We start from the raw sequence: 23,806 nt of genomic DNA on the forward strand, positions 1-23,806 counted from the left end.
TCACTCAATGGTTAGCATTATTTTATCGTTTTAATCCCCTGTAAATTATTTCTATTTGCGTTGTTTCGGGTTTAAGTTGCATAATTTATTTTTTATATGGCGAAGTTTAGTGAAAAATATGCTTGATAATTTTGATCGTAAAATTTTGACTGCGTTACAGACTGATGCTGGTCGAAGTACAGCTGACATAGCTGCCGAAGTTGGCTTGTCACAGGCGCCATGTTGGCGACGAATACAGCGGATGGAGCAGGCCGGTATTATTAAACGCAGAGTAGCCGTGCTTGACGGTGAAAAGGTTGGCTACGGGACTATTGTATTTGCACATGTTAAATTGTCAGCACATGGTCGTGCGCATCTCGACGAGTTTGCCGAGTCTGTTCAACGTATTAAGCAGGTATTGGAGTGTTATTGTTTGATGGGCGATCAGGATTTTTTCTTAAAAGTAGCGGTAAAAGATATTTATGATTATGAAAAGCTGTTTTTTGAAAAGATTTCGCAAATAAAAGGGGTTGCAGAAGTAAAAAGCACTATGGCACTGTCCAGAATTAAAGATACCAATATTTTACCTATTGTATAGAGATTCAAACAGGGAGTAAGTTAACGTTGCTGGTTGATAAAAGTGCGCCAACGCTCGTCGCTGTTGGCGAATGTATGGCTGAGCTAAGTTTTATTGCAGAGAACAATTTGTCATTGTCATTTGCCGGAGACACCTATAATGCACTTGTCTATGCAAAGCGCTGTTGTAGTGAATTGAATGCAGTTTTTTTTACCGGTATAGGGCAGGATGCATTATCGCAGAGAATGCAACAACACTGGAAAGATGAGGGTGTTGACGGCACTAGCGCGGTTCAGATAAGCCAGCATAACGCTGGTATTTACCTTATTCAGAATGATCAATCGGGTGAAAGGTACTTTGATTATTGGCGAGAGAACTCTGCGGCAAGGCACATGTTCACTAATCCAAATATTGTATTTCCTAACGCCAATATGGTGATTTTTAGTGGCATATCGATGGGGATACTTCCCGATGACGATAAGGCACGATTGTTGTGTACGCTTGAGGAAAAGCAACAGCAAGGTGCACAAATTGTCTTTGATCCTAACTATCGTGCAGCGATGTGGAATGGGCTTAAAGAGGCTCAGTATTGGATGAATAAAGCGTATGAGCTGTGCGATCTGGCCTTGCCGGGTATCGATGACCACCTGGCTATTTTTAATCATTCAACCGTAGACGACATCGTTAACTATTTAGGCGAGAAAGGGGTTGAAGAAGCGGTTATCAAAGCAGGTAAACAAGGCGTTTATGGTGTATTTAACGGCACGTTGGCATGCCATAGTGAATTTAAGCCTGCCCCCATACAAGTAGACAGCACGGCTGCGGGTGACGCCTTTGCTGGAGGGTATTTATCAGCCCGCTTGTGCAACCAGTCGCAGGCTGAATCTATTGAGCAAGCTGAAGACGTGGCCAGACTGGTCGTGCAACACAAAGGTGCTATTATCGCTAAGTCAGTATTTGAACACTACAACTCCACAGTTACCCACACTAATCTGTGATCAGATGACACTTCTTTATCTGCGCCACGCTTGCCTATTCGTTTATCATTGAAAAGTAGCCTGCCTGGCGCATGTTCAGCCGCCCAATATACACCTGAATCTATGACCTTTAAATTCGCAGAAGGAACAGCATAGTCAACTCGGCTGCCAAAAGTCGCTGTGCGAATTTGAGGGTGAGGGTGTTGACGACGGTTTGGTTCTTCGAGCGCGCCTAGTGAGGTGGGAATAAAAGCGCCGTTCAGTTGTGCAACGTCCTTATGCACACGTTCATGTGCCATAAGCTGTTGTATGCCATTAAAGCGCGGATCTGTTGTTGTCCCCCAGGTTATATCAGCATTTAGGTCACCCATAATGACAAAACTTTCACCGTTAAATGCCTCTGATTTTCCAGCATCATCATAAATGCCTTGATGCCCATTGAGATAGTGGTACCAAAAAAGGTTTTCAGCACTATTTCTGTATTTATTATTATCGGTAACAGTATCAAACGCCGGTGGTGTTGGATGCGATAACAGGGCATTGACGGTAACAGTGCCATTAGGTGTCGGGATTCTGATAGGAGCATCGACGTGATTTTTAGAGGATAAACGCAGCGTCTGCCATTGTTGCTCTGAGAACCAGGTATCGCCGCATTTCATACCTTCGGGAATAGGACTCTTTCCATCACACAGTACAATCTTTGGGTTTACAGCATCGGGTAGGTCTTTGCGTTTGAAGGTTTGAAAAGTGCGGGTATTTTCGCTGTCAATTTCGAACTTAGAAAGCAGGGCAAAGGCGTAATGTCCATGATAAAAGCCAAAGCCATAAGCATCGTTAGGGTCGTTTTTGGAATAGCCGTTATTGTTGAGGTCAATGCCGGCATTTAGCCCTGTATTGGTGGCATAGTTTTCAATGTAAGGGTAGGTAATGGGTTCAAGCCACTCGCCCCCGTCAACGCTGTTCAGGCTTTGAGATACAGCAAGATAATTTCGTAGAAAACCAACCAATGCCTGATTATTTTTACCTTCACCATCGTTATTAAACTCATTGAGTAGCAACACGTCTGGCCTGACTTTTTGGATAATTGCAGCTACGTTTCTGATTTGTATCACTCGCTCTGCCAACGAACGCTGATCGCTGCTCAGTGTATTTTCATGCCATTGCTTAATGAAGTGGTTTTGTCTGGCTACAGGCATATTCATAAACCTAACCCACTGGTCAAAATGTTCACTGGGGTCACCATCATGGGCAAACGACACATTGAACGAGGCGAATTTCACTTGGCGATCATCTGATATCTGCTTTTCAATCACTGATGTGCAACTTGCTAATGAAGATAAAGCCATCAGGGTGGCGATTAGGTTTTTTTTAATGGTATTCATTGTGTTATCCAAAATGTATAGCCTAAGCAGTATGCCGTGCAAATACGTTTGCAACAAATGCTTTGCTAAAGGGCATGATATTGACGCAGTTGCTCCGGCGTATCCACATCATAAACGGCGTGCTCTATGGAAACCTTTCGCACGGTATTATCATGAGCGTTAATGACTGATTTTGCGCCGCAATCACCTTCAAGCGATAACAGCTCCCTAAAGTAGTCTTCTGGAAACAAAGCGGGAATGCCAACACTTTTCGCATAACTGGAACATATAATGCGGTTGGGATGAGTGTGGGCTTCATCCAGTAATCGGTTGAGTGCATCAGGGCTGATCAGTATCTGGTCGGCGGCAAGAAATAAAATAGCATTGCAGCGTGTTGACAGGTGTCTGACCGCCAGACTAATAGAGCTGGCGAGACCTTTTCGCCACTCGGCATTATAAATAACGTGAGTCTGATTGAAATTAATATGCTGGCAGATTTCATTGCGATGAGCGCCCAGCACGACACTGACCCCAGCTCTGTTTACCGATAACGCTGTGTTTATGCAGGCTTGTAATAAGGGAGTGTTCTGCCAGGTGGCCAATTGCTTGGGGCTGCCAAATCGGCTGGCTGCGCCTGCGGCCAAAATTACGATCTGTACGTTCTTCATCCGTCGGGTTTGGGTAGACGCCTATATTGCTAAGGTGCCATACTTTTGCAGCAAGTTAAATCTCAAGGTAGTCATTAAGTATGTCACACAGTGTAAAAGCAATGCTCAACGCTTGGATAAAACAAAAGCGAGCATGTCGGTGGGCATTGGCGGTTATATTTAAGGTTGAAGGTCATAGTTATCGAAAGCCGGGCGCAATGGGTCTCTACAGTGATGAAGGGGAACAGCTTGGTTTGTTAAGTGGTGGCTGCCTTGAATCCGATATACGGTTACTGGCAAGAAAAGCGATTGATTTAAACGTGCCGCTTATTAAGGTTTACGATGGTACAGATGATACCGATCTGTCTTTTCATTTAGGCTGCGGAGGCGAGGTGCATATCGCCATTCTGCCACTGACAGAAGCCAATCAGTGGTTAGATTTAGAAGCACTTGCCACAGTGGTGTCTGAACACCGGGCGGGTGAGTATCACATCCAACTACCCAACAGACAAAAAGCCTATTCTGCCTCTTTCGTTTCGCCCGAACAGCAGCACTTCAACGGGGTAAATCATACGGTGTTAAGCCAAGATGCAAAGGAGCAGTGCCTGGTGGTACCCATTTATCAGCCACCGCACTTGCTTATCGCTGGCGGGGGCATTGATGCTGTGCCTGTGTGTAATATGGCTACTGACCTTGAATGGAGGGTGACCGTTTGGGACCCGCGTCCTCATTATGCCCCTGAACCACATTTTGAGTCAGCAGAAGCGATTGTTAGAGACAGTGCAACTGCACTTGTTGAGTACTGTCGGCAGCAGGGCGTGAGCATGGTGATGATCATGAGCCATAACCTCAAGTTGGACGCGCAAGTTGTAACCATGTGCAATCAACTCGAATTGACCCATGTGGCATTATTGGGCCCTGTTCGCAGGCGGCTTGATGTACTGGAAGAGGCAGGTTTAGCCGAAACAGATTTGAGGTATTCATTGCATTCGCCCGCGGGATTGGACATAGGCGGTGAATTACCCCATAGCATAGCGTTATCAATCATCGCACAATGTCATAGTGCTGTGTTTGGTAAACTATGAAGGTAACATTACATTTTTTTAATCCCATCAACGGGCACCTTCTCTAATTAAGGCTATAATTTAATCATTAAAAATCGGTTTTTTGTTAGCAATGATAGAGCAAAACCTCAGCGGCAGACTGGATTTCGGCCCGCACGGCCATTTTAGTCTGGAGACGCAAAGCAATCTCATTCGCGTAACGGCAGTCGGTCCAGGTAACCGGGAGGTTATACAGCAGTTTAACTATGCAATGCGCAACGCGGCAATGGACTTTAATGGGCATATGTGGGCAACGCAGTTAACATTAGAGGGTTTACCTCTCATGCCACCCGACGCAACTGAACTTCTTGTTATGGGTATGATTAAGGCGCGTGAGCATGGTCATATTGGCACCGCAGTTATACTAGAGGGAGAGTGTAATACCGGCCTCTGTAAAAGTTATTGGCAAGACATGTTCATGCGATCCCAAAGCCAATACCAGTTTTGTCAAAACCAAGCAGAGGCGCTAGCCTTTATTGAGAAATTATTCTCGGCTTGATACTCGGTACTAAAATAATCTATAATGCGCCCATTCTCGGCACGGGCTCCCTTTGAGTAATCAAGATAATACGCTCAAACTAGTAACGTGTCTCTGGTGCGCGGGTCATCAGATTTTAGTCAGATTCAGTTAAAAAGCCCCGTACAACGGGGCTTTTTTTGTAGTGGGCGATTCGCCCTTTTTTCGTTTTTGGAGAACCTGTTTGTCACAGTTGGAACAAAAACTAACCGCTATGCTTGAACCAGCAGTAGAAGCGCTTGGCTTTGAAATGGTAGGTGTAGAGTTTGTACGTGCAGGTAAACACAGTATTCTGCGTGTGTTTATTGATCATGAAAATGGTATCAACGTTGATGATTGTGCGGATGTCAGTCATCAGGTGAGTGCAGTATTGGATGTTGAAGATCCGATAAGCACTGAATATAACCTAGAGGTTTCATCACCGGGTATGGACCGTCCTTTGTTTAAAGAGGCGCATTATGCTCAGTATGTTGGTGAGACAGTCACAGTTAGGCTGGCTGTTCCCATGGATAACCGCAGAAACTTCAAAGGCAAGCTGTTGGCTTGCGATGCGGGTGTAATTACAGTGAACGTTGATGGACAGGATTTTAACTTGTCTATTGCAAATATCGAAAAAGGCAACCTCGTTCCCACGTTTGAATAAGGAACGCTAGGCGCTCTTGCCAGTCATCCTTATGGCAGTGGTAGAGCAACGTGTGAGGCAAATATGAATAAAGAAATACTGTTAGTGGCAGAAGCGGTTTCAAACGAAAAGCAGGTGCCAAGAGAAAAGATTTTTGAAGCGCTTGAGTTTGCTATTGCCAGTGCAACGAAAAAGAAAAATGACGGTGATATTGAAGTGCGTGTCAGCATCGACAGAGAGACGGGCGACTTCGATACCTTCAGACGCTGGTTAGTCATTGCAGATGATCAAGAGCAAGAAAACCCATTTGCTGAGTTGACATTGTCTGCCGCTCAAATTGATGAGCCAGATATCAAAGAAGGCGACTATGTAGAAGAGCAGATTGATTCAATCGCCTTTGACCGTATCACCACACAAACCGCGAAACAGGTTATCGTTCAGAAAGTTCGCGAAGCTGAGCGCGCACAAATGGTTGCTGAGTACCAGGATAAAGTTGGCGAACTGGTTACTGGGACAGTTAAAAAAGTGAATCGCGACAACATTATTATCGACTTGGGCAACAACGCCGAAGGTGTGATTTTCCGCGATGATATGTTGCCAAGAGAAACATTCCGTCCAGGTGACCGAGTACGCGGACTGCTTTATGTTATCCGTCCGGAAGCACGTGGAGCACAGCTATTTATTAGTCGTACTCACCCGGACATGCTGGTAGAACTTTTCCGTCTTGAAGTGCCTGAAATAGCTGAAGAGACGTTAGAGATAAAGTCAGCAGCGCGTGATCCTGGTTCGCGTGCAAAAATCGCTGTAAAGACTAATGACAAGCGTCTTGATCCGGTAGGAGCCTGTGTTGGTATGCGCGGTTCGCGTGTGCAGGCCGTTTCTGGCGAACTAGGTGGCGAGCGTGTCGACATAGTCTTATGGGATGAGAATCCAGCGCAGTTTGTTATTAATGCGATGGCACCTGCAGAAGTGGCCTCAATCGTTGTTGACGAGGACAGCCACACCATGGATGTTGCAGTTGCAGCAGATAATCTGGCCCAGGCCATCGGTCGCAGTGGTCAAAACGTTCGTTTGGCCAGTCAGCTGACCGAATGGGAACTTAACGTGATGACGGTTGAAGACCTGAACGCTAAGCATGCTGAGGAAAATGAAAAAGTAATAAACGTCTTTGTCGAAGGGCTTGATATTGACGAAGAGTTCGCTGGCTTTTTGGTTGACGAGGGTTTCTCGACACTGGAAGAAATTGCCTACGTACCTGTGTCAGAAATGCTCGATATCGAAGGCCTTGATGAAGACATGGTTGAAGAACTTCGCGAACGAGCTCGTGCTACATTGACGACACGCGCACTGGCGAATGAAGAGTCATTGGAAGGCTCTGAGCCAGATGAAGCGCTACTGAATCTTGCTGGCATGGAACGCCATGTTGCTTATGTTCTTGCCAGCCGGGGGATTACTGACCTTGAAGGCCTGGCTGAGCAAGGAACAGATGATATCAGTGATATTGAAGAACTAAACGAAGAAAAAGCGGGAGAGCTAATCATGGCGGCCCGTAACATTGTTTGGTTCAGCGAAGAAGATAATTAATGGGGGAAGAACGCGTAATGGCAGAAGTATCGATCGAAAAGCTTGCCGGTGATATAGGCACAACGGTTGACCGCCTGGTTTCCCAGTTTAGTGATGCGGGGATCACCAAAAAAGTCGGTGACAGTGTTACAGAAGACGAGAAGCGACAGCTGTTGGATCATTTGAGCAAACAGCATGGTGGAACGGGCTCAGAGGCCCCTCGTAAAATGACATTGAAGCGCAAAACAACCAGCACACTTAGCTTAGGTAAATCTAAGGAAGTAAAAGTGGAAGTGCGTAAAAAACGCACTTATGTTAAGCGCACTGACGTCGAAGAGCAGCGGCTCGCCGAGGAAGAAGCGCAGCGTAAAGAAGAAGAAGCACGCAAGCAGCGCGAAGAAGAGCAACGCGCACAAGAAGCAGCAAAGCGTGCAGCTGAAGAAAAGGCGCGTCAGGCTGAAGAAGCTAAAAAAGTGGCGGAAGCAGAACGTGCTAAGCGCGCTGAACAGGCTGCAAAAGAAGCGGAAGCCCGTAAACAAGCTGAATCTGAGCTGACAGATGAAGAGCGTCAAGAGCAGGAAGAAGCGCGTCAGGAAGAAGAGCGGTTGCGCAAAGCGCAGGAAGAAGAAGCACAGAAAAAGCTTGAAGAAGAAGCAAAACGTGCTGCCGAAGAAGCCCGTAAACTTGCTGAAGAAAACGAGCGTCGCTGGAAGGAAGAAGAAGAGCGTCGTAAACAGCAGGAAGCGGAAGAGATTCACTTGCACTCAAACCGTTATGCGCAGGAAGCTGAAGACGAAGAAGATATGCAGGCTGAGCGGTCTACCCGTCGTCGCAAGAAGAGCAAGAAGCATGCAGGTGAGCACCTCAAACAAGGCTTCAACAAACCAGCACAACCTGTAGAGCGTGTGGTTAAACTTGGTGCAACCATTACAGTAGGCGAACTAGCCAATCGTTTGGCGGTTAAGTCAAACGAAGTCATTAAAACCATGATGAAAATGGGTGAAATGGCGACGATCAATCAGGTGCTTGACCAAGACACTGCGGTATTAGTCGTGGAAGAGATGGGTCATAAGTATGAATTGGTAAACGACAATGCGTTAGAAGACGAGTTGCTTGCTGATACTGCAATTGGTGATAAAACCACACGTGCACCTGTCGTGACTATTATGGGGCACGTTGACCACGGTAAAACGTCGTTATTGGATTACATTCGTCGTGCAAAAGTCGCAGACGGTGAGGCCGGCGGTATTACCCAGCATATCGGTGCTTACAGCGTAGAGACTGATAACGGTAAAATCACGTTTCTTGATACACCAGGACACGCTGCGTTTACAGCAATGCGTGCTCGCGGAGCTACGGCGACGGATATCGTCATTATTGTTGTTGCTGCCGATGACGGTGTTATGCCGCAAACCAAAGAGGCTGTTCAGCACGCCCGTGCTGCCGAAGTACCTTTGATTGTTGCGGTTAACAAAATGGATAAAGAAACTGCTGATCCTGATCGCGTGAAAACCGAGCTTTCTCAGTTAGAGGTTATTTCTGAAGAGTGGGGTGGTGACCATCAGTTTGTCAATGTCTCAGCCAAAACAGGTATGGGCGTGGACGAATTGCTTGAAGCGATTTCATTGCAGGCAGAAGTACTTGATTTGCAAGCCGTACCAAAAGGTGCTGGCCGCGGTATTGTGATTGAATCCCGTCTTGATAAAGGGCGTGGACCTATCGCATCCGTACTCGTGCAGGAAGGCGAGCTTAAGTCAGGCGATATCCTGCTTTGTGGTGAGGAATATGGCCGCGTTCGTGCAATGCGCGATGAAAATGGCAACGAAGTAAAAGTTGCGGGCCCCTCAACGCCGGTAGAAGTGTTGGGTCTCTCTGGTGTTCCGATTGCCGGTGAAGATGCACTGGTGGTACAGGACGAACGTAAAGCGCGTGAAGTAGCGGCTAAGCGTCATGCTAAAAAACGTGAAATCAAACTAGCCAGACAACAAAAAGCGAAGCTTGAAAACATGTTTGCCAATATGGAGTCAGGTGACGTAAGTGAACTGAATATCGTGCTTAAAGCCGATGTACAGGGTTCTGTTGAAGCTATCAGTGATTCTTTGATGAAGCTTGCAACTGACGAAGTGAAGGTAAACATTGTGGGCAGTGGTGTAGGTGGGATCACCGAAACAGATGCCAGCCTAGCTGCTGCGTCAAGCGCGATTATTCTTGGTTTTAACGTTCGTGCAGATGCAACTGCACGCCGTGTGATTGAATCAGAAGAAATTGACCTGCGTTACTACAGTGTGATCTACGACTTAATTGACGAAGTTAAGCAGGCCATGAGTGGTATGTTGGCACCAGACTTTAAGCAGGAAATTATTGGTCTTGCTGAAGTTCGTGATGTCTTTAAGTCGCCTAAACTGGGTGCTATCGCTGGCTGTATGGTTACAGAAGGTGTGGTTAAGCGCAGTAATCCTATTCGTGTATTACGTGACAACGTGGTTATTTACGAAGGTGAACTTGAATCACTTCGCAGATTTAAAGACGACGTGCAGGACGTCCGTAACGGCATGGAATGTGGTATCGGTGTTAAGAACTACAATGACGTTAAAGTCGGTGACCAGATTGAGGTCTTCGAAATCGTCGAAGTTAAGCGGGAAATCTAACCCCATTTACAGCAAAAAAGGGGGCCTGTAGGCCCCTTTTTTATCTCAAAAAATTAAGGAGGCGTTATGGCCAGAGAGTTTTCTCGCACCGAACGCGTTTCACAACAAATACACAAAGAAATTGCCAGTATTCTGCAGAATGAATACAAGCACAAAGTAGGTAACACGCCACTTATTACGGTATCAGGTGTTGAAGTGTCCCGAGACCTCGCACACGCAAAGGTGTTTGTGACTTGCTATATCGACACTGATGAGGGTATCAAAACCCAAGTGCAGCAACTGAATGAGTACAAGGGTTTTATTCGCTCATTACTGGCTAAGCGAGTAAGAATGCGGGCCGTACCGTCATTGGTTTTCCAAAGTGATGTGTCTATCACTGAAGGTATGCGTATTTCTAATCTTGTATCACAAACACGTGCTGACGATGCCAAACGTCGCTCGCAATCACCTGATGACGGGGAAGACGAATAGCAAACTATGGGGCGTCGTAGAAAAGGTAGAATTATTAACGGCATTGTTTTGTTAAACAAAGCTGTCGGCGGGTCGTCTAACCAAGTGTTACAGCACGTCAGACGATTGTACAACGCACAAAAAGCAGGTCATACGGGAGCCCTTGATCCTTTAGCGTCAGGCATGCTGCCAATTTGTCTCGGAGAAGCCACTAAGTTCTCTCAGTTCTTGCTAGATGCTGACAAGGCATATGAGGTCACTGCCCGATTAGGGATAAGAACAACCACCAGTGATGCTGATGGCGACGTCGTTAGCGAGCGTGATGTTTCTGTTGATGAAGCTCAGATCCGCAGCGCTTGTGCTTCTTTTATTGGTGAAAGTATGCAAGTGCCGTCTATGTTTTCAGCGCTCAAGTACAAGGGAAAGCCACTATATAGCTATGCAAGAGAAGGGATAACTGTACCCAGGGATGCACGTAAAATTACGGTATATAACCTTGAAATTAATGCCATAGCATTGCCAGATATCCACATGACTGTGCACTGCAGCAAGGGGACCTATATTCGTACAATCGTAGATGATCTTGGTGAGCAGCTGGGTTGTGGTGCCTATGTGACAAAGCTGCACAGAACAAAAGTGGCAGAGTATCCCACAGATAAAATGTATGCCATGGAGTCACTTGAGGCGATTGCACAACAACACGGAGAGACGGGGTTAGATGCCATTTTACTTCCCATGGACACAGCTGTAATGACATTGCCAGCTTATCACGTTGGTGCAAGCGAGAAGGTACGCTTTCAGCATGGTCAGGCTGCCAGGGTGAATGATATCAAGCATAAGGCAGGCCAGTTAGCGCGGTTATATTGTGACCAGGAAGCGGAGACACTTTTTCTTGGGGTCGGTGAAGTTACACCTGCAGGTGAAATTCAACCTAAGCGTGTGGTCGTTTACGAGTAATACTTGCTAACTCAATGGTAATGCGTATAATACGCGCCTCTTTGGTTGCGCTGAATTAGTGATTGGCGTGACCCTATTCAATTTTGGAGAAGATTATGTCACTAACTAAAGCAGAAACTGCACAAATTATTTCTGATTACGCTGTGAAAGAAGGCGACACTGGATCACCTGAGGTTCAAGTTGCTTTACTTACTCACAACATCAACAAGCTTCAGGGCCACTTTGCTGATCACAAAAAAGATCACCACTCTCGTCGCGGCCTTCTTCGCATGGTTAGCCAGCGTCGTAAGCTTCTTGACTACCTTAAAGGTAAGAGTGCACAGCGTTACAGCGATTTGATCAAACGTTTAGGTTTGCGTCGTTAATCGATGTCAGTGATTTAAAAAAGGCGCCAAAGGCGCCTTTTTTTTATGTCTGAAGAAACCCTGTTTGCTTACTGTGTTGGAGATCCCGCGGCAGGTACCGAAGCCGGTTGACTAACGAGTTTAGTAGCCATGCTTTTCATTTCATTTTCCAACTGCGTAATTCTTCCAGATAGGGCGGCATTGCGCTGTTCAATGACGGAAAGTTGGTCCTGAAGGTTTTTATTTTGTTGTTCAAATGATTGTCTGTCACCTAATGACTGCTCTATTTGAACATTCAAAGCCAGCATTTCATCGGCGATGCCAGATAGCTGAGTTTCTATGGCGCCAAGTTTTGTTTGCTGTGAATTCGTATTGCGTGAAACCTGATTAATGGACTCCTGCAAATTGTTTTGCACATTACCGACTCTGGCAGTCAAATCGGCAATTTCCTTTTGATTTCTCCGCCATGCAGATGCCCAAAGTTTATCCATTTGGTCCCATAACTCGGTGGTTTTTTCTGACAGTTCAGTCACTTTCACCTGCAGAGCAACGGTCGACTCTCCCATTTCTTCACCAGTTGCTGACAGTCTGCGTTCAAGATCGGCAATTCTCGCTTCTGCTGCTTGATTCGTCGCGGCCTGTTTGAGACTCAAATCATATAAATAATACGCTGCACCTGACGCTCCTAGGGCGATTAACAATGAGAAGGTAGCAACAACTGGGAATCCACCTTTACTTTGCGAGGCGGAACCGACTTGCGAGTGTTGTGCAGGCGTACCTGTACCAGCGTGTTTCTTTTGTTGGTAATCTCGTCTGTCTTCGTCGTCTAGTCTGATGGTTGGAAAATCATCGTTTTTAGGGGTGTTCGCCATGTTGCCTGAAAGTTACATCTGTCTAAAATTGGCGTTCAGTCTATCTATAAAGGGGGGCGATTTCCATATTTGTGCTATAAACAGATAGAATGATTGCGATAAAGCGTCTTTTAGAGGCGACTTTGCTGCAATTATGTATTATCTTCGATAGTAATAAGAACAACGTATTGTAGCTTTTATTCTTTTACATGAATTCGTTTCCCCCCATAAAGCCCGACAAAAACCTGAATGTATTAGTGATTGATGATCAAGCGCTTGTACATGAAATTGTGCAAAAGGCACTACATGAACTTGGTGTTGAAAATGTAGTATGTACGCAGACCGCCTACCGTGCTTTGCGTGAATGTGAACGGGAAGTATTTGATATCGTGATGCTGGCATTCAACGTCAGTGAAGACAAAGACGGTTTTCATTTATTCGAAGAGCTGCGCTTATATGGCCATATTACAGACGCAACCACGGTCATTTTTCTCAGTGCAGAAACCAGTGCACAACTGGTTAACTGTATTGTTGAAATGCAACCTGATGATTTTTGGGTTAAACCATTAGACAGACGTCGTGTAATGTCTCGGTTATCACACATGTTCGCCATGCGCCACACCTTCCACAAACTGAATTGTTGTATTGAGAAGGAAGATTTTTCTGGCGCTATTTATCAAGCTGATCGTATTTTGTCTTTACATAACTTTAAGGAGTTTCATCAGAAGTTACGTAGGATAAAAGGGGACTGCTTAATCAAGTTGTTTGCCTTTAAAGATGCCGAGGAATATTACTCAGAGCTTATGAATGAGTATGAGGCAGGGTGGATTCGTGTGGGTAAAGTCAAAGCGATGTTAAGACAGGAAAAAGTGGAGGAGGCTCAGCCGCTTATCGAGGAACTGCTGGTTCGCGATGATACGCGATTCCCTGTCTATGACCTGCTAGCACAATATCACATCCAGCATGCAGACTATGCCAGTGCCTATTCACAGATGCAGCAGGCGTGTGAACTAGCACCTAGGAATATGGATAGAAATCGCAAATTGTGGGACTTGGCTCGATTGAATCACGATCGCCACGGTCAGCTAAAGGCGGTTCAGGCAATGGCAAAAAATGCCAAAAATTCTATTCATGATTCACCTATGCTGTCGGTAAATGTTGTGCGGGCCAGTATTGATCTTGCCTCAACAAAAACCGGTGGAGAAAGTGATCTCTTGCTCAAAAAAGCAGAAGAACTTTTAGGTCGTCTAAAAAATACCTGTTCACGTCAACCAGATATGCTGGAAGCCTTGGCTATCGCCGAAGCGCGTATTGCGTCCTCTAGAAGCGACAAAAAGAAAGCCGAATCGATCATTGAGAACAATAGTATCAATGATGAGATAAGAAGTGTTGAAGACAGTCTGGACAAAATGAAAGTGTTCCACGAATTGGGAATGCGCGAAAGGTGTTTAAAAATACTTGACGGCTTAAAAAGTCATATTGCGGGCGACACGTTATCGAATGAAGTGGTAAATGCTTATATTGAACAAGAATCCATTGAGCGCCAGGAAGTCAACTTTACCACTAAAGAGCTTAAGCAGATGGCTGCCTCTCACTACCAGAACGCCCGCTATGAACCCGCGTTCGATACACTTCGCCAGGCGCGAACCTTGTCGCCAGATGATACTTCCATTGCGCTGAGTTTGCTCAAAGTAGCGGCACAATTAAAGCCTTTGGGCGGGTTAGGTGCGGAGCATCAGGAGGTAGTCGAAGAAGCCAATAACGTATTGACTGCCGCGAAACTCGCACCTCAACAACAAGAAAAGTACGCCGATTACAAAGCCTCACTTTTTAGTGACGAACAAAACCACGCATAATCACTAACAACTTGCTGCGCATATTGCTGAGCGATGTTTTTCACTTGTTCGCTGTGCGCGCGGTAGGCCTTGCTGGCAGTGCTCTCATAGGAAAAGGTTCGCCGGTCTGTCCGGCAGTGCGCGAGTGCGAGTGCTTGCGCACATTGGGTGGCGTAAAAAACCAGTCCTTCATGCGCAATATTTCTTTTTCCAGTCGCAATATCCTCTGGGTCAATACCGACTTTTGCGTGATGCCTTGAGCGCACCAGCCAATGTGAATTATTCCACTCTACTTCGTCTAGCAAAAGGTCAGGGCGTCGTTGCATGTGTTTTTGACATCTCGCTGTAAGGTGAGCTGGGTTCAGCTTGTTTACCGGATGCGTCAGTAGTGACGCGCGAACAGGCGCTGCCACTTTCTGTTGTTTAACCTCGACAATATGGTAGTCGGATAACCGCAAGTGCCCAGCGTTACCCTTTGGACCTACTAAGAAGTAGTAACGTTCCAGGCTCACTGAACCTGTGCCTGCGTTCAAGCGTTGCGTTATATCAACAATCTCATTATCCATGTAAGGCGCGAAGGCGTCTTGAAGTTGATGGTATTGTTCGGGCGTAAGGGGGGAGAATTTGGCGGGGTCGTCTCTAAATGCCAGTTGGCCGTCTTTAATTACAGTGGCTTTTGCGATAGCACTCTTTTCTTCGAACAGTGCACCGCCGTTCGACCTTTGTATGGCTTTACTCCAAATTTTATGCAGTTTTTGAGGTGCTGAAAATGTATCCAGCGCGCTGGTCAGCAAGTGAGTGTCTGACTCTATATTACGGCAGGTATCTGCATACGTATTAATAAAGGCTGAGACAGCACGCTCCACCTGTTCGTGGTCAACCACTGCCTTTTGGTGCTGTGGTTGCACTATGTCGCAATGAGCTTTGCACAAATACAGCGCAGTACAATATCTTACTACGTCCCAAATGGAATGCCCCACACACGCATCATCAAAATCATTAGGCGCAAAAATAACCGAGTTACTGTGTGAGCCTTCTTCGGTAAAAAAACCGAAGTTAGAGGTGTGACAATCACCCATAACGTATACGTTAGGCAATTGCTTGAAAACATCCGGTATATCAATAGTACTGTTGGCGATATCACTGTAGAACAAAGGGGCTGTGCCTCGGTAAAACACAAAGGGGCTAAAGGCCATTTTTTTGTGTTTTGTTAATGCACTGGATGGGACTGAACCGTCATTTAAACGAATTTGCTCGGTGAGATACAGGGGTCTTTGGTTCATAAATAGTGGGTCGGTGTAGATTTATTCACTGATAGTGGCATAGCGGCAAATTGCGTGCAAAATTCTTTTAATAGGAAATATTGATTTAAAGATTCTGTTTTATTCATTATCTTCTTTTACTGCTGCCAGATATATTTATTTCACTGAAAGCGAACTGAGTTCGCACAGATTTCGTAACTATCCGTGAGTTATTACGATCAAGTAAATTCCACGGTTACATTGACTATTAAACAGGAGAAAAAAATGGCTCTTATCAACACACCAATTAAACCGTTCAAAGCAAGTGCTTTCAAAAGCGGTGAATTTGTTGAAGTATCTAGCGAAGATATCAAAGGTAAGTGGGCGGTATTCTTCTTTTACCCTGCAGACTTTACTTTTGTATGCCCAACAGAATTAGGCGACCTAGCTGATAAATACGAAGAATTACAGTCTCGCGGTGTGGAAGTGTTTTCAGTATCAACCGACACGCACTTCACGCACAAAGCGTGGCACGATGCTTCTGATACTATTGGTAAAATCAATTACACCATGATTGGTGATCCAACTGGTGAGATTACACGCAACTTTGACGTAATGCGTGAGGGTATGGGTCTAGCAGACCGTGCGACCTTTATCGTCGACCCTGAAGGTATCATCCAAGCGATGGAAATTACTGCTGAAGGTATTGGTCGTGACGCTGACGACTTGGTTCGCAAAATCAAGGCTGCACAATACGTTGCTTCGCACCCAGGTGAAGTGTGCCCTGCAAAATGGCAAGAAGGTGAAGAGACGCTAGCGCCTTCACTAGACCTAGTGGGCAAGATCTAAACCCACAAAAACGCAATTAAACTATTGGCCAGGCCACGCGCTAATGCGCGTTGCCCCGGCCTCGTTGTACCCAAATTTACTGAATAGGAATTTTAGCCGTGTTAACTCAAGATATTTTAAACGCATTAAAAGGCTACACCGCCAATATGCAAAAGCAGGTGAATTTTGTGCTGCAAACGGGCGAGCACAGCAAAAGAGGTGAGCTTGTCACTTTCCTGTCTGATATTGCGGGTGTTAGCGAGAACATTTCCTTTATAGAGAAAGATACGCAAGGTGAATTGCGTAGTCCGCTGTCGTTTTTGTTGGAAGCTGATGGCGAAGATACAGGTATTCGCTTTTCTGGTATTCCAGGCGGGCACGAATTTAATTCCATGATACTTGCTTTACTGCATTCATCGGGCACCGCACTTAAGCTTGATGACAGTGTGGTTAACATGGTTAAGCAGGTATCAGAACCGTTACATTTTGAGGTGTTTATCAGCTTAAGCTGTCATAACTGCCCAGATGTGGTTCAGGCACTTAATCAGTTTGCATTGGTTAACCCCAACATCAAAGCAGAAATGATTGACGGAGGCCTGTATAAAAATCTCGTGGAAGAACGAGATATACAGGGTGTGCCAAGTGTTTATTTAAATGGAGAGTTATTTGCCAACGGTAAAGTCGATGCGGCAGCACTACTTGATAAGTTGGTAGAGCGTTTCCCACAAATCAAAGAAGCCAATAAAGGTGAACAGCTGCCACTACAGGATGTCACTGTGATTGGCGGTGGGCCAGCTGGTGTTTCAGCCGCTATCTACAGCGCGCGTAAAGGCCTCAATGTGACTGTTGTGGCAGACCGTTTTGGTGGTCAGGTAAAAGACACTATGGGCATCGAAAACCTGATTTCTGTGCCAAAGACAACAGGACCCGAATTAGTAGGCAATCTGATGGAGCACATGAATGACTATGACATCACGCTCAAAGAGCATGTGCGAGTAGAAAGTATTGAACAAGGCAACATTAAATCTATTACTCTGTCGTCGGGTGAGGTCATTCGCACGCGAACTATCATAGTGGCAACGGGTGCAAGGTGGCGAGAGTTGGGCGTGCCGGGTGAGAAGGAAAACGTGGGCAATGGTGTAGCTTACTGCCCGCACTGCGATGGTCCTTTTTTCAAAGGTAAAGACGTGGCGGTTATTGGTGGCGGTAATTCAGGCATCGAAGCCGCGCTCGATTTAGCCGGTATTGTTAATTCAGTGACTGTCTTTGAGTTTTTGCCTGAATTGAAAGCCGACCAGGTCCTCGTTGACCAGGCGACAAAGCGAAACAACATTACCATCCTGAAGAATGTGGCGACCCAGGAAATTAAGGCGTCCAATGGCAAAGTAGATAAAATTGTTTATCAGGATAGAAGTGACGAGCAAGTGCATGAAAAGGCACTGGCTGGTGTATTCGTTCAGATAGGATTGGTACCAAACAGCCAGTTCCTGAAAGACGTAGTTGATTTGACGTCTTATGGCGAGGTGATTATTGACCATAAATGCCAAACATCACAAAGCGGCATTTTTGCTGCAGGTGACGTAACAACTGTACCATACAAGCAAATAGTTGTGTCAATGGGTGAGGGTTCAAAAGCGGCATTGGCAGCCTTTGAATATTTGTTAAGTCACGAGGTTGAAGAGGAAGACTTTTCTTCTCAATCGACTGAACAGAGCAAAGTTGCTTAGCTTTTAAAGAACACTTAGAGGCTGGCATATGCCAGCCTTTGTTTATTTTTGTGCATGCAATGAGTAACGCACAGGTGCGTTAATTCGGGTCTCTAATTGGTAACTTCGAAAATTAGATGGGTATTCATCTGACGGCTCCAATAGAATGGAAGGTGCCCACGAAATTAATCGCGACTCATAGTTCAGTTATATTTTTCCTTTTAAAAAAGGGGGAAAATCACTCATCTTCAAAAAATGCCTGAGTCCGACCGGGCACATGCTAACGATACAGCATCAATCATCGAGTCTGTTCACAAAAAAGGTTCTCAGGATATAAACAGGCTTGCCCCCGAACGGATTCATTTTAATATGTCCCGCTACTTGGGTTTTATCTAAACGCACAGTCATTAAACACTAAAGGCGCGATTTGGTTTTACACTCCAACGCTTAAAGTGATATCAAGTTGACTTTTTCTAGTTCAAGAAACCGTTCGAAGTATCTAAATTTAGTCGTATTTTGTTGAGTCAAATCAAATTTTTAAAAAGTTCTAAAAATTTTAAGGGTAATTTAAGCGTTTTGGGTTATGTTTATTTAAGTAAATAATGAAATATTCAAGAGTATATGGTTAATAGTAAGCATTATGTGGTTGGGATTGGAGCCTCAGCTGGCGGTCTTGAATCATTAGAGCGCTTTTTTAAGAGCTGCCCAAATAATATCGGAGCAAGCTTTGTAATCGTTCAGCACCTATCCACTCAATATAAAAGCATGATGGATGATTTGATAAATCGTTACACCAGCATGCCTGTTCACATGATTGAAGAAAATCAACCATTGGCACCCAATGAAATTTACCTTATTCCTGCTGGGAAATTAGTTACAGTGCGTAACGGTAAATTTGAGCTAGCTGATAAATCTGACAAGGTTTTTAATTTACCAATAGATGTCTTTTTTAAATCTTTGGCAAGTGAGTATGGAAGTCGATCCATTGCTGTGGTTCTGTCAGGAACAGGTACTGATGGTAGTCGGGGAGCAATAGAAGTTAATGCGGCGGGCGGTATGGTGATTGCTCAGGAGCCGTTGGATGCCAAGTTTGATGGAATGCCGGCGAGCCTTGTCGCAACCGGTGTGGCTGATTCTGTGCTTCGTACGGAAGAGATTCCAGAGCGTATTAATCAACATATTAAGCACCCTGTGAGTCTAATAAAAGAGACATCGAGCCCGAAAGACAAGGCAACGGTTTTTGATGTTCAGGATGATGTTGAGGCCATTCTGCAAATCCTAACCAACGAAGTTGATATTGATTTTAACGACTATAAGTGGGCAACGGTTTCTCGACGTATAGAGCGTCGTATGCAGGTTTGTCAGGCCAAGACTTTGGCGGACTACCGAATACTACTTCAAGGCTCTAAGGATGAAATACTCGCATTGAGACGCGAACTGCTCATTCCTGTGACTAGTTTTTTTCGAGATACGGAAGTTTTCAATGAATTGAAGCAGCATGTGGTTCAAGAGATAGTTGCTCAAGCGAGTTTAAATGACGGTATACGAGTTTGGATTGCTGGCAGTTCAACGGGCGAAGAAGCATATTCTTTGGCGATGCTATTTCTGGAGGCATTATCAACACTTGAACACTATATTCCATTGAAGGTATTTGCCACTGACATTAATCCCGAGGTCGTTGAAATAGCATCTCAAGGGCGCTATCCAGAGTCCATTGTAAGTGAAGTGCCAGAACGCTTGTTAAAACGCTACTTTACACTGGAAGAAGATGGGCGTTACACCATAATACCTGAAGTACGACAGTACATCGTATTCGCCAAACATAATTTACTGAGTGACCCACCGTTTACCAAAATGAATCTTGTCAGTTGCAGGAACACGCTAATTTATTTTAAGAATTCAGCACAAGAGCGAGCGCTTCAGAAGTTACAGTACGCACTCAAAAAAAGGGGAGTATTGCTGCTAGGTAAAAGTGAGTCCCTGACGGTCAATGCGCAAAAATTTTCTACTATTAATGGAAAAGCCAAACTCTATCAGTTGAAAGAAGCAGTATTCTTGAGAGATATGGATTCTCGGACGCTAAAAACTCGGTACAGCAATAATAAAACTATTGAACTGGATAAGGTGCAAGGAGGAGAAATCAGCGGAAAAAATGAATTTTCAGATATGGCATTGAATATATTGCACAAAAACTATATCCCGTTTTCTGTGTTGCTAAATGAAAATATGGAAGTTACGCATATATTTGGTGATCCCGGTCTACTAATGAAGCTTCGACCCGGCAGCATAAATCACAGTGCAACTCATCTTCTGCATGAAAAGCTGTCTCCCGTTGTGGCAACGCTTTTTTATCGCTTAAAAAAAGAGAAAGTGCCTGTAAAGTCAGAGCCGATGATGCTGAAGCTGGATAGTGATAGAGCATTCAAAGTTTTAGTTTCAGGTACTCCAATTGTTAGTGATGAGGACAATCGACAGTATCTGGTCACGATTGAACATGAACGCGAAATAGCATCACCAGACAACGTTGTGACCATTGAAACAATTAACGAAGATGCTGAAGAGCGAAACCGACTATTAGAGCTCGAATTGGTGGCAACGCGTGAAAGCTTGCAGTCGACAATTGAAGAGCTTGAGACCACGAACGAAGAGCTTCAAGCAACTAATGAAGAACTAATGGCTTCAAATGAAGAATTGCAGAGTTCAAACGAAGAACTGCAGTCGGTCAATGAAGAACTCAATACGGTCAATGCCGAATATCATGAAAAAATGAATATTTTGAATCAAATCAATGCTGATTTAGACGCGTTGGGAAAGGCAACATCGATAGCCACCATTTTTGTTAATGAAGATATGAACATTACACGTTTTACTCCAGATGCTCGCGTGATTTTTAATCTGCGAGAGCAGGATATTGGCAGACCTCTTCAGGATATGAATCATACTCTCGCATACGAAGGCTTATATGAAGATTTGTCTGATGTAATTGAATCGGGCGTTACTAAAGAGAAAGAGGTGATGTCAAAGCAGGGCGATTATTATCTCATTCGAATTGTATTCTATAAACTCACACACCTTTCGTTTGGTGCAGTTATTTCATTTATCAACATAACGGGTACTAAGCAATCTGAAAATTTACAGATGGTTATCAATGCACTTCCAGAGCATATTGCTGTGCTAAGTAATACTGGAGAAATATTGATGGTTAATCACGCTTGGGAAAAATTTGCCAGAGCAAACGGTGATAAAACAGGAGAAGTAACCGGCGTAGGGACTAATTATCTAGAAGTATGTAAAAGTGCTAAAGGCAACCAAGATGCACAAAAGGCATATGAAGGGGTGAAAGCTGTATTGGAAGGGACTCTAGAACGTTCATTCCTTGAGTATCCTTGCCACTCAGAAAGTGAGAAGCGTTGGTTTGCGATGGAGACAATTGCCATCAAACATCATCAGTTCGCTGCGGTGGTAAGTCACTTTAATATTTCTGCATGGAAGTTGAAACTGTCTCAATCCAGTGAGTGAGTTTAACCTTGAAACGTTACGAAAATAAAAGTGGAGAGTCTCTGAAAGTAAGAGCGCTAAGGTTACTTGATGGCGCTTCAGCTGATTTGAATGAAGATGCTCTGACAGTCGGTAAATCCGTGGACGAAATCCTTGAAGATATCAGGCTCTATCATGCAGAGTTAGAGATACAGAATAACGAACTCGAGTCTGCATTGCAAAACATCGAGCAGCAAAAGCACCATTATCAAAGATTGTTTAATACATCTCCTTTTCCAATGATTGTATTTGATAAACATGGGGTGATTGATGAATTAAATGAGGCTGCAATGGTTCATTTGAAGCTTCACTATCCAACTCAGCGGAAGAAGTCATTGTATCAAATGTTGTCACCGGACAGCGGCACCACGCTTTCTGCTCTCTTGACCGGGATCTCGGACACTGTTCAAACTCAGGAAGTAGAACTCGAATTCAAAAGACCGAAAACGACTCAATTTGAGTGCGTGTTAACCCTTTATTCAGATGAAGATAAGTCTCCTTATTTGCTAATTATGAGAGATATAACATCTCTTAAACAATTGACTCTTCAAAACGAATTATTATTGAAAGCGGTTTCAGCTACGACAGCTGGTATAGTAATAACGGATCCTCAAAGACGGGTTATCTGGTGCAATCCAGCTTTTAATAGAATATCTGGATATTCATTGGAAGACGTAAAAGGACACTCTTTAAAAGGATTTCTACAAGGGGAAAAAACGGACCCCGAAACCTCCCTTAAACTAAAAAATGCGTTAGATGGGCTTGAGACCATTGATATTGAAATACTCAATTATCACAAAAATGGAAAAGTATATTGGAATAACTTGGTGATTTCCCCAATTCTTGAAGGAAATGAGCTCCGCTACTTCATCGGCATACAGCACGACATAACTGAGAAAAAGGCATTACTTGACGCAAAAATCAAAATGCAGCACTGGGATACCATTGGGCAAATCACCGCAGGCATTTCTCACGACTTTAACAATATTTTGGGTATCATTTCTGGTTATCAGGAGCTGATCGCTTCTATCAACACTCAGCCTGAATTAGCTTCACATTTAGACAAGCTTAAAAGTGGTATAGACCGAGCATCATCTCTTGTCAGTAAATTATTAAAGAGTTCTCAAATGTCGCAAGAAGGAGGGCCTTTGGGTTCACTCAAAGAAGCTATTGAGGACACTCAGAGTTTGGTAGCTGAATTTTTTAAATCATCAAATCGAGTTCAATGGAGTGTTGAAGCGGGGCTTGATCAGCTTGTCTCCACTACAGACTTACAAGATGTTCTACTCAACCTCATCATCAATGCGCGAAATGCTTCTGCAGACGACAATGATATTAGGGTTAAGGTTCAATATCAGAGTCAATTTAACGACGATAAACATTTTGCGGTTATTGAGCCAACGTATGCTGAAAATTACATAATGATTAGCGTTTCCGACGGGGGGTGTGGTATCGCCAAAGATAAATTTTTGAGCATATTTGAACCATTTAACTCTCAGTCAAAACAACAAGGTTCAGGGCTTGGGCTGGCCACAGTTCTTGCGTTTACCAAGCAACATAGTTATGGACTAACGATAAAATCTACCCTGGGAGTAGGGACAATACTCTCGCTATGGATGCCTCACATGCCTTGCCCTCCAGACAGGCTCGATACGCTTTCAAAAGAACAGATTGTTATGAAAGACTCATTGAGGATTGCTGTTGTAGATGATGAGGCTGACATTGCTGATATAACGCAGAAATTACTAGAGCTCTGCGGTCATCGCGTAACTATCTTTAATGCGCCTGAAGTACTGTTGGAAAGTATTGATGACGTGTTGAAAAGCTTCGATTTATTGATTACAGATGAGTTAATGCCGGGAAAAGTGAAAGGCCATAATTTGTTAAAAGCATTGGATAATCGTTTGCCAGCCATATTAATGTCAGGATATTCAGAATCGAAAGATGTGGAACCCTATAAAAATTTAATACTTCATAAGCCGTTTACACGAAATCAATTAGAAGAGAAGGTGACTGAAGTTATGAGTAACTTTAAGCTTAAATAGCCATATACCACTTTAAAT

19 protein-coding genes are annotated in these 23,806 nt (G+C 44.4%); 15 read left to right on the plus strand and 4 right to left on the minus strand.

The annotated features are described in order from the left end of the window. Nucleotides 1-118: 118 nt before the first annotated feature. Both DRW07_RS04565 and DRW07_RS04570 read left to right on the plus strand, forming a co-directional pair. On the plus strand, nucleotides 119-577 hold the full coding sequence (locus DRW07_RS04565; protein ID WP_124026852.1) for an Lrp/AsnC family transcriptional regulator: 459 nt from the start codon (nucleotides 119-121) through the stop codon (nucleotides 575-577). Between the two features lie 26 nt (nucleotides 578-603). After that, nucleotides 604-1,554: a sugar kinase gene (locus tag DRW07_RS04570; RefSeq protein WP_165870401.1), complete on the plus strand. Its 951-nt coding sequence runs from the start codon at nucleotides 604-606 to the stop codon at nucleotides 1,552-1,554. On the opposite strand, the gene DRW07_RS04575 is transcribed toward DRW07_RS04570, so the two are convergent. Continuing rightward, complete coding sequence (locus DRW07_RS04575) at nucleotides 1,521-2,915, minus strand: endonuclease/exonuclease/phosphatase family protein (RefSeq protein WP_124026676.1); 1,395 nt, start codon at nucleotides 2,913-2,915, stop codon at nucleotides 1,521-1,523. The two genes, DRW07_RS04570 and DRW07_RS04575, sit on opposite strands and share 34 nt — an antisense overlap. 65 nt (nucleotides 2,916-2,980) lie before the next feature. Then, nucleotides 2,981-3,562 (minus strand): nucleotidyltransferase family protein, encoded by a 582-nt coding sequence (locus DRW07_RS04580; RefSeq protein WP_124026677.1) that lies wholly within the window; start codon nucleotides 3,560-3,562, stop codon nucleotides 2,981-2,983. A gap of 80 nt (nucleotides 3,563-3,642) precedes the next feature. On the opposite strand from DRW07_RS04580, the gene DRW07_RS04585 reads away from it, so the two are divergent. From DRW07_RS04585 to rpsO, 8 genes are all read left to right on the plus strand, one after another. Then, on the plus strand, nucleotides 3,643-4,626 hold the full coding sequence (locus DRW07_RS04585) for an XdhC family protein (RefSeq protein ID WP_124026678.1): 984 nt from the start codon (nucleotides 3,643-3,645) through the stop codon (nucleotides 4,624-4,626). Between the two features lie 91 nt (nucleotides 4,627-4,717). Next, nucleotides 4,718-5,143: a hypothetical protein gene (locus tag DRW07_RS04590; RefSeq protein WP_124026679.1), complete on the plus strand. Its 426-nt coding sequence runs from the start codon at nucleotides 4,718-4,720 to the stop codon at nucleotides 5,141-5,143. Between the two features lie 202 nt (nucleotides 5,144-5,345). Further along, nucleotides 5,346-5,804 (plus strand): ribosome maturation factor RimP, encoded by a 459-nt coding sequence (gene rimP, locus DRW07_RS04595; protein WP_124026680.1) that lies wholly within the window; start codon nucleotides 5,346-5,348, stop codon nucleotides 5,802-5,804. Nucleotides 5,805-5,867: 63 nt separating this feature from the next. After that, nucleotides 5,868-7,367: a transcription termination factor NusA gene (gene nusA / locus DRW07_RS04600; RefSeq protein ID WP_124026681.1), complete on the plus strand. Its 1,500-nt coding sequence runs from the start codon at nucleotides 5,868-5,870 to the stop codon at nucleotides 7,365-7,367. A 17-nt stretch (nucleotides 7,368-7,384) separates the two neighbouring features. Next, nucleotides 7,385-9,994: a translation initiation factor IF-2 gene (gene infB / locus DRW07_RS04605; protein ID WP_124026682.1), complete on the plus strand. Its 2,610-nt coding sequence runs from the start codon at nucleotides 7,385-7,387 to the stop codon at nucleotides 9,992-9,994. 66 nt (nucleotides 9,995-10,060) lie between these two features. Beyond that, on the plus strand, nucleotides 10,061-10,465 hold the full coding sequence (rbfA, locus tag DRW07_RS04610; RefSeq protein ID WP_124026683.1) for a 30S ribosome-binding factor RbfA: 405 nt from the start codon (nucleotides 10,061-10,063) through the stop codon (nucleotides 10,463-10,465). A gap of 6 nt (nucleotides 10,466-10,471) precedes the next feature. Next, nucleotides 10,472-11,401 carry a tRNA pseudouridine(55) synthase TruB gene (truB, locus tag DRW07_RS04615; protein ID WP_124026684.1) on the plus strand — a complete coding sequence of 310 codons (930 nt, stop codon included), beginning with the start codon at nucleotides 10,472-10,474 and terminating at the stop codon, nucleotides 11,399-11,401. 95 nt (nucleotides 11,402-11,496) lie between these two features. Next, entirely contained in the window at nucleotides 11,497-11,766 is a 270-nt protein-coding gene (gene rpsO / locus DRW07_RS04620; protein ID WP_124026685.1) for a 30S ribosomal protein S15, read from the plus strand. Between the two features lie 68 nt (nucleotides 11,767-11,834). On the opposite strand, the gene DRW07_RS04625 is transcribed toward rpsO, so the two are convergent. After that, entirely contained in the window at nucleotides 11,835-12,617 is a 783-nt protein-coding gene (locus tag DRW07_RS04625) for a hypothetical protein (RefSeq protein WP_124026686.1), read from the minus strand. 188 nt (nucleotides 12,618-12,805) lie between these two features. Here DRW07_RS04625 and DRW07_RS04630 point away from each other — a divergent pair, with 188 nt between their 5' ends. After that, nucleotides 12,806-14,452, plus strand: coding sequence for a response regulator (locus tag DRW07_RS04630; RefSeq protein WP_124026687.1), 1,647 nt, complete (start codon nucleotides 12,806-12,808; stop codon nucleotides 14,450-14,452). Here the strand turns inward: DRW07_RS04630 and DRW07_RS04635 are convergent. Continuing rightward, on the minus strand, nucleotides 14,410-15,714 hold the full coding sequence (locus DRW07_RS04635; RefSeq protein ID WP_124026688.1) for a DUF2252 family protein: 1,305 nt from the start codon (nucleotides 15,712-15,714) through the stop codon (nucleotides 14,410-14,412). The two genes, DRW07_RS04630 and DRW07_RS04635, sit on opposite strands and share 43 nt — an antisense overlap. A gap of 243 nt (nucleotides 15,715-15,957) precedes the next feature. On the opposite strand from DRW07_RS04635, the gene ahpC reads away from it, so the two are divergent. The 4 genes from ahpC (at nucleotide 15,958) to DRW07_RS04655 (ending at nucleotide 23,788) form a co-directional block, all read left to right on the plus strand. Then, nucleotides 15,958-16,521, plus strand: a complete 564-nt coding sequence (ahpC, locus tag DRW07_RS04640; protein ID WP_124026689.1) for an alkyl hydroperoxide reductase subunit C — start codon at nucleotides 15,958-15,960, stop codon at nucleotides 16,519-16,521. 98 nt (nucleotides 16,522-16,619) lie between these two features. After that, complete coding sequence (gene ahpF, locus DRW07_RS04645; protein WP_124026690.1) at nucleotides 16,620-18,227, plus strand: alkyl hydroperoxide reductase subunit F; 1,608 nt, start codon at nucleotides 16,620-16,622, stop codon at nucleotides 18,225-18,227. 600 nt (nucleotides 18,228-18,827) lie between these two features. Further along, nucleotides 18,828-21,725, plus strand: a complete 2,898-nt coding sequence (locus tag DRW07_RS04650; protein WP_124026691.1) for a CheR family methyltransferase — start codon at nucleotides 18,828-18,830, stop codon at nucleotides 21,723-21,725. An 8-nt stretch (nucleotides 21,726-21,733) separates the two neighbouring features. Further along, on the plus strand, nucleotides 21,734-23,788 hold the full coding sequence (locus DRW07_RS04655) for a hybrid sensor histidine kinase/response regulator (RefSeq protein ID WP_133306644.1): 2,055 nt from the start codon (nucleotides 21,734-21,736) through the stop codon (nucleotides 23,786-23,788). Nucleotides 23,789-23,806: the final 18 nt, after the last annotated feature.

The sequence above is a fragment of the Paralteromonas sediminis genome (genome assembly GCF_003820355.1).
Taxonomy (GTDB): domain Bacteria; phylum Pseudomonadota; class Gammaproteobacteria; order Enterobacterales; family Alteromonadaceae; genus Alteromonas_F; species Alteromonas_F sediminis.